Genomic DNA, 15,181 nt, shown 5'->3' with positions numbered 1-15,181 from the left:
CCCAGCTCATTGTGCAGATGTCCTATTGTAACTCATCACCCCGACACCGATGACGATCAGGAGCACTCCCAGTGTTTTATTCCATACCAGCGTTCCTTCCCCGATCGCGACAGCATAGAGATAAATCAGCGGAAAAAAAACGGCAGTCAGCGGGTAACTGTCATGCAGATGGTACCGCTGGTAGATGTCCCCCCAGAGCTTCAGCTTGAGTACATTAAAAGTTAAAACGGAAAAAATAACGGCTGAAGAGACCACAACTCCTTCAGAAAGGTGCTTTGCCCCGAAATTGAGCAAAGCGGCACTGGCCAGTGTCAATACCACTGTTAAGGTGACAAGAAGAAGTTTCCTGAACTCTACCAAGGCAGCTCCCTACCAAGCAATTCGGAGAGCCGTTGATTCGGCTGCAGGTAATACTGACGCAACGCTTCGGTGACATCATCCGTGACAACGGTATGTCGTTGCGCAGCATTGACCTTCTCTGCAAAACACTCCGGTACGAACGACCGATCCACACCGATAAATTCATACAGCGTCTCCAAAGCCTCCAGGCGCTTCGTCAGCTCTTCAAAAAAGAAAACACCGACCTGCTTTGCCCCGAAGACGGCAAGATATTTTTGGATGAATGTCACATATTCCCCGCGGCCAAGGTAATCAAACGGGTTAACGGAAATACTGGAACGGTCATATGCCGGTGCTGTTTTGTTCTGCAAAAAGACCTCCCGAAGCGACCGGGATTCAATACCGTTGTTACGACTGAAAAAGTAATTGGAAATGGCCCGTTCGACCGGATCACGCAACATGAAGACGATACGGGCTTCCGGTATAAGCTCGGCAATGCGTTCGGCAACGCCCTCGCTTTCATAATAGCTCGTGCTTTTCTCTCCCAGAACCGCCTCGCGACCGCAGCCGCTAAAAAAGCTGGAAAGGTATGTAGAATAATCACGTGTTTTTTCAGCACCGAGAAAGTACTTCGGTTCCGGCTTCACGGGTGTTGCCATACAAACCTCCGGATGCGCCGCTAGCAGTTCATACAGGTAGGTTGTACCGCTGCGCTGCGCGCCGACAATGATAAAATGGCTGTGCTTCACTCTACAATCTCTCTGACATAGTAACTGCGTTCCGAAGAAAGTTGATCAAGAATACGCGACAGGTACTCCCCGATGATCCCCAGCATCGCAATAATAAAACCGCCGAGGAATGACGTCAGGACGACCATTGTCGTCCATCCTGGGACATTCACGTACCCGAAAAGGCCGAGAAGAAGATAAACGACACCGAGAAGGAAACTGGCACCCGAAATGATCAGCCCGATCATACTCAGCAGGCGCAAAGGATAGGAAGAGTAGTTGATAAGGAGACGACTCACCAAACTGACAATACGTTTGAAGGTATAGTTTGACTTACCTTCTATGCGCTCGTGGTGTTCGACCTCTACATTCCCGATATTGGTAGCATAAAGCAATAAAAGCCCCGGAATATAAGGGTAAGCGGTTTTATGCGAAAGCAGACGGTCTATGACATCCCTGTGGATTATCCTAAAGTTGCTCAATACGATATGATCCGGTTTATTGAAAATCTTACGATTCAAATATCCGATAACTTTCGAGCCGAGTTTCCTGTAATTTGCATGCTTTTTTTCAGTGAACTTACCGAAAACGAGATCAAACTCGCTCTTTTCGATAGCATTTGTCAGTTTTACAATCTCGCTCGGTGGGTTTTGGAGGTCATCATCCATCGTAATAACGTACAGACCAGAGGCATGCTCAAAGCCGCACAGGATGGCACTGTGCTGCCCAAAATTCTTAATCAGATTGATCGATTTGACATTCGGAAGTTCACGGGCCAGGCCCTTGATGACGTCCCAACTTCCATCACTGCTGCCGTCGTTTACCAATATGATTTCGGCAACAAGATGCGCCTTCTCAGTCTCCTCGATTATTTGATGAACCGTTTTCGTGACAAAAGAAGCACTGTTGTAAACGGGGATGACAATGGAATATCTAAAGCTGTGAAGCATTTCTTTCATGCAAAGTACACTTTTTTATTAGATTATACTATATCGATCTTGGCAATTGACATGTGGATTAATGTGAATGCCGCATCAGCTGCATGTAGGCCTCAAAAAAACGTTTGCCGAGTATAATATCTGCTGCTGCCGTATAATGGAGCTCATCCTCCAGCTTGGCCAGATCGTCCGTATCTACTAAAACAGCGTTCGCATATTTTTGTGCCATTTTAACCTGCAACGTCCTCACTGTTTCACGATACCGGTGGGTTTTCAGAGGCGGGTTTACCTCCCCGATGATAAGAGGAAGATCCACTACCCCCAAATCTTTTTGCAGTGATCGGTAAAATCGGTCAAAGTTTTTGTCATAATTTTCCGCCAACTCCAACTCGCGGCTATCCGCTTCCCCCTGCATCCAGACCAGGGCAGCGCAGGAGACATCCCGGCCATCGACTGCTTCTTCAATCCCTTTGAGCAGGACTTCGTAAAATGTAGAAGTTTCGTCTTTATATTGAACCGTAAAGCCTGTTGATCTGTCAGGCCCCCACTCTTTGACATTGCTCCCGCCGACTGCAAACATGACAAATATAAAATGTTCATCCGGAAACGTTTCAATCAATGCCTTCATCATGCTATTAGCAGGACCGATACCGCGTTTTGGCAAATCGGTATCGTCTCTCAAATTGGCAAACCGATGATGACCCAACATTGCTTCGGAGTAGGGCTCTTGCAGCGGGTCCATTCCAAACATATTGGACTGCCCGGCGAATAATATCACCCGATAATGTGGAGTTTCCCCTGACTTACTTACACACAATGCGGTGCGTCCGGACAGAAATACTGACACTGAAAACAAAAAAAGTACGGAGAGTGAAGCGATGGAAATAAAAAGGTGTCTGTTTTTCAATACGTTATGCTTCAGCAGACTCCACCGTCATCTGCTCAAGTAACTTGACAATTTTTCTATCCTGCTCAAACAACTCATAGTTTTTCTTGACATACGCCTGCAGCAAGACCTTCAGATCGTTGTTACCGTCCAGTTTGAAATCTTTCTCGAGTTGGTGCAGCAGGAAATCCGCGAAAGCATCGTCGAGGTCGATGTCGAAGCGGCTGCGGTTGACGGTGAGGGAGACTTTTTTGCTCATACGCTGTGCCGGGTCTGCCGGCTTATCCGAGAATACTCTCGATCTTGTTGACGATCTCTTCGATCTCGCGCTCTTTGGCAGCATTGTCCGCCTCAAGACGTTCGATCTGGCCGCGGAAGGCTTCGTTCTGCGCCTGCTGGTTCATCAGGTCGTTTTTCAGAACCTCGTTCTCCTCTTTGAGGGCGTGCAGCTGGGCCATGACCTGCGCGACTTTTCCGCCGAGTCTGTCAACGACGTTTTGTGATTGCTGTTCCATTATTCTCTAATCCTGTTTCGCTCAATTCTCCGGCAGGGATGGGCCCCGCCGCTCTTGGTTATAATTCTATCACAAAGAGATAAGAGTAAAGGATGATGGGTGGGCAGATTTGAAGTCGTCACGGAATACGCACCGGCGGGGGACCAGCCGGGGGCGATTGCCACACTGGCCGGGAGCGTCCTGGAGGGGAACCGTTACCAGACCCTCGAAGGGGTCACCGGGAGCGGAAAGACCTATACGATGGCCAAAGTCATCGAGAAGACCCAGCTGCCGACGATCATCATGACCCACAACAAAACGCTCGCAGCCCAGCTCTACAGCGAATTCAAAGCCTTCTTTCCCAACAACCACGTCGAGTACTTCATCAGCTACTACGATTACTACCAGCCCGAAGCCTACATCCCGCGCCAGGACCTCTTTATCGAGAAGGACAGCTCCATCAACGATGAACTGGAACGCCTGCGTCTCTCCGCAACGGCCAACCTGCTCAGCTACGACGATGTCATCGTCATCGCCTCCGTCTCCGCCAACTACGGTCTCGGGGATCCGGAGGAGTACGCCAAAATGGTGCAGATCCTCGAAGTCGGACAGGAGGTCGGGCAAAAAGAGCTTCTGTTGCGCCTGGTCGAGATGGGCTACACCCGCAACGACACCTACTTCGACAGCGGCCACCTCCGCGTCAGCGGCGACGTTCTCGACATTTACCCACCCTACCTCGAAGACGAGGCGATCCGCGTGGAATTCTTCGGCGACGAAATCGAGGCCATCTACACCTTCGAGGTGATCGCTAACAAGAAGCTCGAGGAGAAGGAGAAGGTAACTGTCTACGCCACCAGCCAGTTCACGGTCGGCCAGGAGAGGCTCTCCCGGGCCGTCAAGACGATCGAGGACGAGCTGGGCGAGCGCCTCGACAACTTGCTTGCCAACGAGAAGATCGTCGAAGCGCAGCGCCTCAAGCAGCGGACCGAGTTCGACCTGGAGATGCTGGAGACCGTCGGCATGTGCAAGGGGGTGGAGAACTATTCACGCCACCTCACCGGCAAAAAGCCGGGCGAAGCGCCCTATACCCTGCTGGACTACTTCGCCATCAACCACGACAAGTACATGATCATCGTCGACGAATCGCATGTCTCACTGCCGCAGTTCCGCGGCATGTACGCCGGCGACCGCAGCCGCAAAGAGGTCCTGGTCGAATACGGCTTCCGTCTGCCGAGCGCCCTCGACAACCGGCCGCTGAAGTACGAGGAGTTCATCAACAAAGCGCCCCACTACCTCTTCGTCTCCGCCACCCCCGCCGAAACGGAACTCGAGCTCAGTGCCGTCAAGGCCGAACAGATCATCCGTCCGACGGGGCTGCTTGATCCCATCGTCACGATCAAGGACTCCGACAACCAGGTCGAAGACCTCCACGACGAGATCAAAAAGACCGTGGAAAAAGGCGACCGTATCCTGGTGACGGTCCTGACCAAGAAGATGGCGGAGTCACTGACGACCTATCTGGCCGACCTCGGTATCAAGGTGCAGTATATGCACTCCGACATCGATGCGATCGAACGTAACCAGATCATCCGAAGCCTCCGGTTGGGGGAGTTCGATGTCCTCATCGGGATCAACCTCCTTCGCGAAGGGCTGGACCTGCCCGAAGTCAGCCTCGTCGCCATCCTCGACGCCGACAAGGAGGGCTTTCTGCGCTCGGAGACTTCGCTGGTCCAGACGATCGGGCGCGCCGCGCGCAACGCCGACGGCCGTGTCATCCTCTATGCCAAAAAGATGACACGCTCGATGCAGGCCGCCATCGACATCAATAAGCAGCGCCGCGAAAAACAGATGGCTCACAACGAAGCCAACGGTATTACCCCGACGACCGTCAAACGCAAACTCGACGAAAACCTCAAGCTCGAAGAGACCGGAGAGCTCTACAACAAACGCAAGAAACTGGAGAAGATGCCCGCTGCCGAACGCAAGAAGATTCTCAATGAACTGAACCAGAAGATGAAGGAAGCGGCGAAGAAGCTGGAATTCGAAGAGGCGGCCCGTCTACGCGACGAGATCGCCAAGATTAGACAGTTATGACATTGTAAGAATGTTCCCTATAAAATTTTCTTGAGTAAAGCCATTGATTTTTAGAAGTTCTTTCCCTGCGGCTCATTACCTATAATTGCATACAGATGCACTGTCCATACACTTTTCTCATCTTCAAAAGTTGCCAGATACCTCAATCCGAATTTTTGTGCCTCAAGAATACGTCTGGATGAAAACAAATATTGACCGCCCATTCGGGAGATCTGCGTCGTGTTCATATCCAAATCATTATAGACGAGTGCATTGTTATTCCGGAGCATTTCTTCATTCAGATAATCGTATGTCACCCCGTTGTCATACAAATAGACTTTGTTGCCCCAATTATCAAAAAGCTTTCTTGCCTCATCATTCTTTTCCAAATGCCGTTGAATAATTTTTCTGAATTCATGTTTATATTGCAATGGGTAGTTAACCATATACCCATCTAACGTATAGAAACCATTATGAAGAGCAACGATGGGATCGATGCCCAGGCTAACAACCCTATATGAACACTGTGTTCTTCCGATATAGTCTTCAATCCGCTGAAATTGGGATGCTGCAAAATACGCATTATATGAGAAGAGATACGGCTGCTTTCCCATACCGAAATATGCTTTTTCCCTGCCGATGGCGAACTGAAAAATGACAAACAGCGACAATATCAATAGAGCGAATTGCACTTTTCGCATAACGACAATGGCCACCAAGGCAGCTGCAATTGCCCAAAGCACTTGAGAAAAAAAGAAAAATCTTGAAAAATCAAACATTCTGATCAATAAGAGCTCTTTGGTGATTTCATCCCATTTTTCATAAAAACTAAATCCAAGCCAATAGGAGAGACCAACAAGTAGTATCAAGATAATGGACAACCATTTCCCATATTTATCGTGCTGGAACTTGTAAACTGAGACAATAAAAATGAAAAAGAGCGGAAGACTGTATTTCTGCGCCAAAAGGAAAGACCAGAAATCTACAAGGACGAGAAATATGAAGACCGATAAAAGAATCAGCGAGAAAAGAGGTGTCAGTTTTTGTTTGAGCAGAGACAAGAGCACAGCGAATATTGCTGCCGGAAGCAATAGTTCAAAATGCATACCCTTTGCATGACTCAACCCGTGCAAAAACTGCAGATGCGCCATACGATATGCGTCCATAAATGTTTTGTCAAACTTCGCAAACTCAACACGATGCGACACAAAACCGCTATCGAAGATCATTTGCAATACTAACCGATAGTCTTTGCATAAAAAAATAAATATCACCAGCAGAAGGGCGAACAGGAGACGGAAGTGAATGACGCGATGACGTAACATTCCGAAAAGAGCAATCGTTACGGCGGTGAAAAGAAAAAAAACATAAACCTGGGCAAAACTTGAATAAAATGGGAAGAGGCTTAGAATCAACCATTCTATCCAACCGTTCTGTCTTTGCCATATTCTTATATATGCAAAGGCAACCAACGGCATGATCGCGATACTTAACCCCAGTGTAGGCAAGAAAGGTGTTATTGCAAAATAAAAAGCACCTGTCGAAGCAGAAAAAAATCTAATGGATTCACTCTCATCGGCTAGAAGATATCTCCAGAGGAACGCATACATTGCAATAAATGCAACTATGTGTATAGTGAACTCATTGACAATATAGGCCTGAAGGGTATCAAGCCAATAATATAGCCACACTTGAATATCAAATTCACTGCCAAACGCCCCTCTCGGGAGACCATTGAAAATCATGGCAATTGTTTTATGACTTTCGGCAAATAATAATCCGCATTTCGCCAACAGAGGAAGATGATTTCCATTGATGTTGTCAAAAATAAAATATTTCAAATCACCCGTATAGATAAACAGCGGGAACAGATATAAACCTGTGGCCGCTAAAAGAAAAAGAAGCCAATAGCGGCGATGAAGGATGATATATTTATTGACAGAATATACGGAGTAGCAGTTCGGCTTCAAGTTTTGATGGATCGCATTTGAAAGCCATGACAGAAAAGAGCTCAATGTTCTGTCTGTATATTTATGATTTCTTTTGCCGTTTCGTGGCATTTACCAAATAGTACCAAATCAACCCTCCCAGGACGACGATGATCAGCGGTGCGATATAGGGGCGTTCGACAATAACCTCGTAAATACCCATGATCGGTTTGCCGGCCAGATAACTCCCCAGCCCCACGACCAGGGCCCACAGCACTGCCGCGAAAAAGTTGAGGATGGAGAAGCGTGTGAAATCATACTTCGTGATCCCGATCGCAAGCGGGATCAGGGTTTTGATGCCGTAGACGAATTTCTGCATGAAGATGATCCAGCTGCCGTGTTTCTTCATCAGCATATGCGACAGGGCCAGCTTACGGCGGTGTTTGTGAAAATAGTTCAGCACCTCTTTCTTGTGGTAGCGCGCCATATAAAACAGCAGTGTATCGCCCAAAAAGTTCGAGACCATCGCCACCGTCATCGCCGTCACCAGGTCCATCTTTCCCATGTAGGAGAGTACCCCGGCCGCCATCAGGCCCACAAACCCGCCGCCGAGCGAATAGAGGAAAAGTGCAATATAGCCGTACGTCGTCAAGTTGGAGAACATATCTTCCATAAACAGTCCGAAAAAGAGATTTGGGGGATTATACTCTAAAGAGAAGAAGGAAAGGCCAACGGGCGAGCCCGTCGGGATCAGGACTCGATTTTCGGTCCCGCCTCGTGGTAGTCGAATTCGTGACCACCCGCCTCTTCATATTTGTGGAAGTTGTCGATGAACATGGCCGCGAGGCGGTCACGCGCCGCATCGAACTCCTCTTTGTTTGCCCAGGCGTTGCGCGGGTTGAGAACCTTCGGGTCGATATCGCCGAGCGTCTTCGGTACGTTGAGACGGAACGTTCTCGTCGTATCGAATTCGCAGTCGTTGATGGAACCGTCAAGGATCGCGTCGATACAGGCGCGCGTGTCTTTGATGCTCATACGTTTACCGATGCCGTACGGGCCGCCCGTCCAGCCGGTGTTGACCAGGTAGACGTTGACACCGTGCTTGTCGATCTTCTCGCCGAGAAGTTTCGCATAGACCGTCGGGTGCAGCGGCAGGAACGCTTCCCCGAAACAGGCAGAGAAGGTTGCGACCGGCTCGGTAATCCCGCGTTCGGTTCCGGCGACCTTGGCCGTGTAGCCGCTGAGGAAGTAGTACATCGCCTGTTCTTTGGAGAGTTTGGAAACCGGGGGCAGAACGCCGAAAGCGTCCGCGGTGAGGAAGATGATGTTTTTCGGATGCCCGGCCATCAGGCCCGGCTGGCGGTTCTCGATATGTTCGATCGGGTAGGAGACACGGGTGTTCTCCGTTTTGCTGCCGTCACCGTAGTCAACAGTTCCCTCTTCGTCAAAGACAACGTTCTCCAGCAGCGCACCGCGACGGATCGCGGCGTAAATCTCCGGTTCGTTCTTCGGATCGATATCGATGACCTTGGCGTAGCAGCCGCCTTCGAAGTTGAAGACGCCTTCGTCATCCCAGCCGTGCTCATCGTCACCTATCAGTGCACGGTTCGGGTCGGTGGAGAGGGTTGTTTTCCCCGTACCGGAAAGGCCGAAGAAGAGTGCCGTATCCCCATCCTTGCCGACGTTGGCGGAACAGTGCATGGCCATCTTCCCCTCGAGCGGCAGCCAGTAGTTCATCATGGAGAAGATCCCTTTTTTCATCTCCCCGCCGTAGAAGGTACCACCGACGATAGCAATATTCTCCTCGACGTTGAACAGAACGAATACCTCGGAGTTGAGACCATGCTCCTCCCACTTCTCATTGACGGCTTTGCAGGCATTGAGCAGCGTGAAATCCGGCGTGAACCCTTCAAGCTCCTCCGTCTTCGGAACGATAAACATGTTGCGGACGAAATGGGACTGCCATGCGATTTCGGAAACGAAACGGATATTGCGGCGGCTGGAGGCGCTGGCACCGCTGAAGAGGTCGTTGACGTAGAGCTTCTTACCGGAAAGCTCTTTGACGGCGACAGCATACACCTCATCAAACACTGCTTTGGAGACGGGCTGGTTAACGTCGCCCCAGGCAATGTATTTGTTGGAAGGCTCTTCAAAGACAAAGAATTTGTCCTTGGGACTGCGGCCGGTGAAGATACCGGTATCGACTGTGGTCGCACCGCTACTCGTCATATGGCACTCGCCGTTTTTGAGTTCGTGGTCGATCAGATCGTCCAGGGAAAGGTTGTAAAAAATCTCTTGGGTATTCTTAATGCCTAATGCTTCCAGTGCTTCCGCATTTATCATCTTGTCTGCCTTCTCTCTTTTGCTGTTCTTATATGGTATTAGGCCTGCCGTTTGCTTTCGCTTAAGACACTGTAAGACACTCTACCAGGCCGCATACAAGAACGAGGTCTGGAATTATACGTCGTTGAAGGCATAACCATCCTGAAAGCGAGAAGTTAAGATGCTGCATTCGGTTTCGAAAGGGTGCGCTGTTTGCGTCTTTTGCACTGCTTTAGAGGAATAGGCGGACTGAAGTATTTTTTAACCACCAAATGCTGCCGACAGGTATATCCTACTACTTCACGATCCCTCCACAATGCTTTTCTATACTGCCTGTATCAAACCATTAGGAGACACACCATGAAAAAGTCACTGTTACTCATCACCATCCTCGGGGTCGCACTCAGCGCGGCGGACGGCCAGGCCCTCTTTAACAAATGTGCGGCCTGCCACGGTGCCAACGGCGAAAAACACGCCCTCGGTAAAAGCAAAGTCATCAATACGATGACACCCGCGGAGATCGAAACGGCCCTCAAGGGCTATAAAGACGGTACCTACGGCGCTTCTATGAAAGCGCTGATGAAAGGCCAGGCTGCTTCCCTGGACGATGCACAGATCAAAACGATCGCAGAGTTTATCGGGGCCAAGTAAGCACGAAACGGGTTCGTTTCCCCTCCGTTTCCACGGCGATACGGATGCGGTACCGGGCCGCGATCTGCGCTACCAGGTGCAGCCCGATACCGAACCCTCCCCGGCTCTCGTCCGCCCGGGCAAAACGCTCAAATATATGGGAGAGTTTTTCCTCCGGGATCGGGACGCCGGTGTTCTCAAGCCGCAATCCTTCCGCACTGATCCCCACCAGAACCGATGTATCCCTGTCACTGTACTTGACGGCATTCGAAAGAAGGTTGTCAATAAGACGTGCCGCCAGTGTCCGGTCCATCACGACCTTTGCCGGCCTTTCCACCTCCATCTCCACATGCAGCCCTTTTGCATCGAAACGGGTCTGAAAATACTCCAGCCGCTCTTTCACAAATACTGCCAGATCAATCGGAACGTCCTCGATACGGACATCGCGCCGCAGCAGCAGAAACGTCAGATCGTCATAGATCGACCCGATCGTGCGTGCCGCCGTCTCGATACGGGCGATCTTTTTGCGCTGCTTCTCATCCAGCGCCGCCGTATCAAGGCGCTCCACGTTCGTCAATATCGCCGTGACAGGTGTATTGAGTTCATGGGTTGTATCCTTGATGAAACTGTCCAGCAGCGCCACCGCCTCTTTCATCGGCCGCAGGAACAGGCGGGAAAGCCCCACCCCGGTCAGCAGCAGCAGTATGAACAGCGCCGTGCCGTACATGCCTGCTCTGCGCCAGTAAAGCTGCAGCCACAGTCCGTCATCCCGGGTCATCATCACCGTTTTGCCCTCTTTGAGGCCGTAAGAGCCCATCGGGATCACCAGGTAGATCATCCCCCCGCTTTCGTGGACACCCGGCGAAAAGTCCGGCGGCGGTATCGGCAGACGGCCGCCCACATGTTTTTTGCCGAGGTAGAACGCCGTGTCGTAGGCCGGGTCAACCGGGAAGTCCGCCCGCTCCCCCTGCATCCATCTGATCAGGTTCGGCAGATAACTCTCCCCTTCAAGTTGCATCGACAAACGGTGCGAGGAGAGCATCTCCGCCTTGGAGGCACGGAAGTAGAGCAGCCCGAGCAGTGCCAGGATCGCAAGTCCCATCAAGGTATAGAGCAGGACGAAAGAGCGAAAGGTCCGGTTTTCAGCGAAACTGATAGCCCGTACGTTTGTGGCTGATGATACGGTCTTTGCCAACGGCGCTCCTGATGGTTTTGATGTAAGTGCGAAGCGCTTCTTCACTCGGGGTCTCTTCAAAGCCCCAGAGGTGCGCATTGATCACTTCGTGGGTCACGACGTCACCGCGGCGCTGCAGCAGCAGTTCGAGGAGTTTCCGCGGTTTTTCCGCCAGTTTGACCGGTTCGCCGTTATCGTAGAGGAGTGCGTTTTGCAGATCGAACGCCAATCCGCCTCCCAGATCCATCCGCTCACTGGCGGGGTGGGAGAAGCGGCGGCGCAGCATGCTCTGGACGCGCAGCAGCAGCTCTTTGAGCGAAAAAGGCTTGCGGACATAGTCATCCGCCCCGCTCTCAAAACCCTGTTCCGCATCGGCGGCACTGTCGCGCGTCGTCAGGAAAAGCGCCGGGGTCTCGACCCCGCGTTCCCGTGCCTCCCGCAAAACCTCGAAGCCGTTCTTCCCCGGAACATTGACATCAAGGATCAGCAGGTCAAAGCTGCGTTCATACAGCTGATCTTCCGCCGACTCCCCGTCGAAACAGCCGACAACTTCAAACCCCTCCTCATCGAGGTATTCGCTCAGGGTTTCATGCAAAGCCGTATCATCTTCAAGCAGCAGGATCGTCGCGTTCTTCATGCAGTTGATTGTATCAGGTTATGGTAAAATTGTCGACCATGCAGCGAACAGTCATCTGGTTATTACCACTTCTTATCATTCTATTGAATACGGGCTGTGCCAAAAAGCCGGTTCCGGAGTCTATACCCGATCCCATGACAGAAGCGTATCTCCTGGAACATATAGAGGTCTCCTACCCGGAAGAGAACCAGGTCTCCATCGTCCCTCCGAGCCGTATCTCCTCCCCCCGCTACCTGGGAGAGCGGGCCGGACTCAGCACCACCTTCAACGTACAGCTCACCCTTGACGACAGGGACGAGATCACCGACATCATCCCACCGCGTTATCTGCTGCTTTTCAGTCTCAAGGCGACCGAGTGGGGCGGCTTTACGACGGCCGTCGATACGGCAGGCAAGCAGCACGACGTCTTTGCCTACACCTCCTATATCCGGGACGGTATTTATTACGACAACTACTACATCAGCGTACCGCGCAGCTGGCTCGAAACCGCCGCCCAGAAGGAAACGACCCTGCTCTTCCTAGGACCGAAGGGCGAGCTCACCGTCACCATTCCCTCTGTCTATCCCAGGACACTTCTGAAATACATTGACAGCGGGGCATTCCGTTCCAAGGCACCTGCCGGCGACGCCAAATAACCGTTCAGTTCGGCCGGTCAACAATACGTTGTCTTCCGTTTTTTTGCATTTTCTAAGCAAATCCGCTACAATCAACAAAACCGAACAGGATTGCGAAAATGGTTCTTGTGCGCAAAAACGACCGGTCCCTCTCCTACTACAAGATCGCACTCTACCCCACGCTGTTCAACGACTATCTGCTCGTTCACCACTGCGGAAAACACTGTTCCAAAACCTCCAAAAAGCACTATTTCAGCAGCAAAAAAGAGGCCCTTCTCAGTTCGCTCAACCTCATCTCCGCCAAAAAAGCAGAGGGGTTCGAACTCCTCTCCTCCTAACGCGTTTCGATCCCATACCCCGCCACAAGGAACATTCCAAGCGCAACGACGCCGGCCAGAAGAGCGTAGGGAAGCTGCGTCCGTACATGATCGATATGATCGCACCCCGCCGCGAGGGAGGAGATAATCGTCGTATCCGAGATCGGGGAGCAGTGGTCGCCGAAGACCCCGCCCGAGATCACGGCGCCGATGAGCAGCGGCATATAACTCTCTCCGGCGGCCCCCATTGCCACGGCAATCGGCAGCATGACACTGAACGTTCCCCAGCTTGTCCCCGTTGCAAAGGCCATGATAGAGGCCAGGACAAAAACGGCAGCGGGAAGCCAGACATGCGCCATCCCCGCTTCCAGGAAACTGGCAAGGTAACTGCCGGTACCGACCAGGTCGATCACCTTCCCGATAGCGAAGGCAAAAAGCAGGATCGTCGCGATCGGGAAGAGCGCACGTGCGCCGCCGAGGGCAGCCGCCCCGTACTCCGTCCATGACATCACCCGCTTCAGACGGTACTGCAGGGCAATCCCGCCCAGCGTCAGCAGCATCGTATAGAAGACGGCACTGCTCCCGCTCCCTTTGAGCAGATCGCCGCCGCCCGAGATCCACAGAAAAACGAAAACGCCTGCAACCATCAGCAGAAGCGGCAGGATCATCAGTGATGCATCCCCATGCTTCGTCTCCGGCTCATAGGCGGCGTGCGGGGCGCTGCATCGGCGCATCGGCCCGATATCCCACTCGAACCAGATGACGGAAAACGTCAGCAGCAGTGCGATGATGGCGTAAAAGTTAAAGACGACCGAATGCACTAGGATGCTGACAGCATCACCCTGAAGGTACCCGGCACCGATCTGCGTCGTAATCAGTCCCAGCAGCAGTGCCCCCCACCCGTTGATCACGAGCAGGGAACAGACCGGTGCGGCCGTAGAGTCGCAGACATAGGCCAGTTTTTCGCGGCTGAACCCGAAACGTCCGGCGAGGGGTCTGCCGATGGCCCCGGCGATCAGGGAAGTGATGGATGATTCGATAAAAATGACAAGTCCCGTCGTATAGACCAGCAGCAGTGCCCCCCGGCGCGAACGGAGCATCCGGTAGCGTTCCTGAAGCAGATGAACGAACCCGTCGATCCCGCCTGAACGGCGGACCAGTTCCATCACCGATCCCACCAGCACGGCGAAACCGAGGGTTTTCAATATCCACGGCGTACTGAAGAGTGTCGCAAAGAGCGTCCACGCCTCCACCATGGCCGCGACCGGATCGAACCGGGTATAGACCAGGAGGCCGGTCAACGTTCCGAGAGCCAGGGAGAGCAGCACCCTGCGTGTCAGCAGTGCCAGGATGATCGCCGCAGCCGGCGGCAGCAGCGAGAAGACGTCAGGGGTATACGTCACAGCGTCATCTGTAGTCGTTTGATCCCGGCGCGGCCGAACTGGTCGGCATACAACTCGCTTCGTTTCTCATCGATCACTTCAAAGCCGAGCTTTTCGTAAAGGATCTGTGCATCTGAAGAGCCTATCTCCACCATCGTCTGCGCTTTCCGGTACCCCTTCAGCCGTGCGGACAGGAGGCTCTTTTTGATCAACTCCGCGAAAACGGGCAGCGGTTCATGTCCCTCTATCACGGTCATAAAGTCAACGACCCAGGTCTGACGGTCAATTTCCGGTTTGACCAGCAGGTAGGTCGCGATGCGTTCCTGGTACCCTTCGTCAACCCCAATTTCCGCCAGAGCCTGAGTGAAAACATCATGCGTTGCCACCCGCGGTTCATAACCACAGATCGTTCCCGCGACCTCACTCCCCGACACCGCCAGAAGAAAATTGCTGTAATGGCAGTAGCTTTTGGTTGCCGTCCGTACCAAAGCACTGAGCTGCTCGAGCAAAAGCGCATCATCCGACGTCTCGAAGATCAGGTCGAAGATACCGATCTTCTTCCCTGCCCTCGAACTTGTGAGTATCGCCTCTGCCACGATACCGGCATCACTTTCCGTCGCTTTTCTGACACTCGGATTCATATGCGTCCCTGCCGTCTATGTTATGATGTAGCCACCATTTTATCGCTATGAGGTAAGTGTACCACGAGATGTTACGTT

General features: G+C 52.1%; 17 protein-coding genes. 4 read left to right on the top strand and 13 right to left on the bottom strand.

All coding sequences use genetic code 11. The annotated features are described in order from the left end of the window. Positions 1-6: 6 nt before the first annotated feature. Genes WCX18_RS02960 through WCX18_RS02935 form a run of 6 tightly spaced genes read right to left on the bottom strand, consistent with a single transcriptional unit; the run spans position 7 to position 3,406 of the window. Positions 7-360, bottom strand: coding sequence for a hypothetical protein (locus WCX18_RS02960; RefSeq protein WP_345989431.1), 354 nt, complete (start codon positions 358-360; stop codon positions 7-9). Beyond that, positions 354-1,088, bottom strand: coding sequence for a sulfotransferase (locus WCX18_RS02955; RefSeq protein ID WP_345989430.1), 735 nt, complete (start codon positions 1,086-1,088; stop codon positions 354-356). Before WCX18_RS02955 ends, WCX18_RS02960 begins: the two co-directional genes overlap by 7 nt. Beyond that, entirely contained in the window at positions 1,085-2,026 is a 942-nt protein-coding gene (locus WCX18_RS02950; RefSeq protein ID WP_345989428.1) for a glycosyltransferase family 2 protein, read from the bottom strand. The genes WCX18_RS02955 and WCX18_RS02950 overlap by 4 nt, the downstream gene beginning before the upstream one ends. A 58-nt stretch (positions 2,027-2,084) precedes the next feature. Beyond that, entirely contained in the window at positions 2,085-2,912 is an 828-nt protein-coding gene (locus tag WCX18_RS02945; protein WP_345989426.1) for a sialate O-acetylesterase, read from the bottom strand. Between the two features lie 4 nt (positions 2,913-2,916). Continuing rightward, a complete protein-coding gene (locus tag WCX18_RS02940; protein WP_345989425.1) occupies positions 2,917-3,150 on the bottom strand; it encodes a hypothetical protein in 234 nt (77 codons plus the stop codon). Between the two features lie 22 nt (positions 3,151-3,172). Further along, on the bottom strand, positions 3,173-3,406 hold the full coding sequence (locus tag WCX18_RS02935; protein WP_345989423.1) for a hypothetical protein: 234 nt from the start codon (positions 3,404-3,406) through the stop codon (positions 3,173-3,175). Positions 3,407-3,505: 99 nt separating this feature from the next. Here WCX18_RS02935 and uvrB point away from each other — a divergent pair, with 99 nt between their 5' ends. After that, positions 3,506-5,479 carry an excinuclease ABC subunit UvrB gene (gene uvrB / locus WCX18_RS02930; protein WP_345989422.1) on the top strand — a complete coding sequence of 658 codons (1,974 nt, stop codon included), beginning with the start codon at positions 3,506-3,508 and terminating at the stop codon, positions 5,477-5,479. A gap of 50 nt (positions 5,480-5,529) precedes the next feature. Here the strand turns inward: uvrB and WCX18_RS02925 are convergent, their stop codons facing one another. The 3 genes from WCX18_RS02925 to pckA all read right to left on the bottom strand — a co-directional run bounded on the left by WCX18_RS02925 (position 5,530) and on the right by pckA (position 9,729). Continuing rightward, positions 5,530-7,473, bottom strand: a complete 1,944-nt coding sequence (locus WCX18_RS02925) for a DUF6044 family protein (protein ID WP_345989420.1) — start codon at positions 7,471-7,473, stop codon at positions 5,530-5,532. Between the two features lie 16 nt (positions 7,474-7,489). Further along, positions 7,490-8,059 (bottom strand): DedA family protein, encoded by a 570-nt coding sequence (locus WCX18_RS02920; protein WP_345989419.1) that lies wholly within the window; start codon positions 8,057-8,059, stop codon positions 7,490-7,492. Positions 8,060-8,136: 77 nt separating this feature from the next. Further along, the gene (gene pckA / locus WCX18_RS02915; RefSeq protein ID WP_345989417.1) at positions 8,137-9,729 is read right to left on the bottom strand and encodes a phosphoenolpyruvate carboxykinase (ATP); all 1,593 of its coding nucleotides are present in this window, start codon (positions 9,727-9,729) and stop codon (positions 8,137-8,139) included. Positions 9,730-10,068: 339 nt separating this feature from the next. Here pckA and WCX18_RS02910 point away from each other — a divergent pair, with 339 nt between their 5' ends. Next, the gene (locus WCX18_RS02910; RefSeq protein WP_345989415.1) at positions 10,069-10,359 is read left to right on the top strand and encodes a c-type cytochrome; all 291 of its coding nucleotides are present in this window, start codon (positions 10,069-10,071) and stop codon (positions 10,357-10,359) included. Here the strand turns inward: WCX18_RS02910 and WCX18_RS02905 are convergent. Together WCX18_RS02905 and WCX18_RS02900 are read right to left on the bottom strand one after the other, a co-directional pair. Further along, entirely contained in the window at positions 10,343-11,533 is a 1,191-nt protein-coding gene (locus tag WCX18_RS02905) for a HAMP domain-containing sensor histidine kinase (RefSeq protein ID WP_345989413.1), read from the bottom strand. The genes WCX18_RS02910 and WCX18_RS02905 overlap by 17 nt on opposite strands. Further along, the gene (locus WCX18_RS02900) at positions 11,481-12,149 is read right to left on the bottom strand and encodes a response regulator transcription factor (RefSeq protein WP_345989412.1); all 669 of its coding nucleotides are present in this window, start codon (positions 12,147-12,149) and stop codon (positions 11,481-11,483) included. The genes WCX18_RS02905 and WCX18_RS02900 overlap by 53 nt, the downstream gene beginning before the upstream one ends. Positions 12,150-12,283: 134 nt before the next feature. Between WCX18_RS02900 and WCX18_RS02895 the strand changes: the two genes are divergently transcribed. Then, positions 12,284-12,784 carry a hypothetical protein gene (locus WCX18_RS02895; RefSeq protein WP_345989410.1) on the top strand — a complete coding sequence of 167 codons (501 nt, stop codon included), beginning with the start codon at positions 12,284-12,286 and terminating at the stop codon, positions 12,782-12,784. A 98-nt stretch (positions 12,785-12,882) separates the two neighbouring features. Beyond that, on the top strand, positions 12,883-13,101 hold the full coding sequence (locus WCX18_RS02890) for a WGR domain-containing protein (protein WP_345986101.1): 219 nt from the start codon (positions 12,883-12,885) through the stop codon (positions 13,099-13,101). Here WCX18_RS02890 and WCX18_RS02885 read toward each other — a convergent pair. After that, positions 13,098-14,483, bottom strand: coding sequence for a Na+/H+ antiporter NhaC family protein (locus tag WCX18_RS02885; RefSeq protein ID WP_345989408.1), 1,386 nt, complete (start codon positions 14,481-14,483; stop codon positions 13,098-13,100). The two genes, WCX18_RS02890 and WCX18_RS02885, sit on opposite strands and share 4 nt — an antisense overlap. After that, positions 14,480-15,103, bottom strand: a complete 624-nt coding sequence (locus WCX18_RS02880; RefSeq protein WP_345989406.1) for an acyl-CoA acyltransferase — start codon at positions 15,101-15,103, stop codon at positions 14,480-14,482. The genes WCX18_RS02885 and WCX18_RS02880 overlap by 4 nt, the downstream gene beginning before the upstream one ends. Between the last annotated feature and the right edge of the window lie 78 nt (positions 15,104-15,181).

This window comes from Sulfurimonas sp. HSL1-2 (assembly GCF_039645565.1).
In the GTDB taxonomy this organism is placed as follows: Bacteria; Campylobacterota; Campylobacteria; order Campylobacterales; family Sulfurimonadaceae; genus Thiomicrolovo; species Thiomicrolovo zhangzhouensis.
This window is presented reverse-complemented; position numbering and strand designations above follow the sequence as displayed.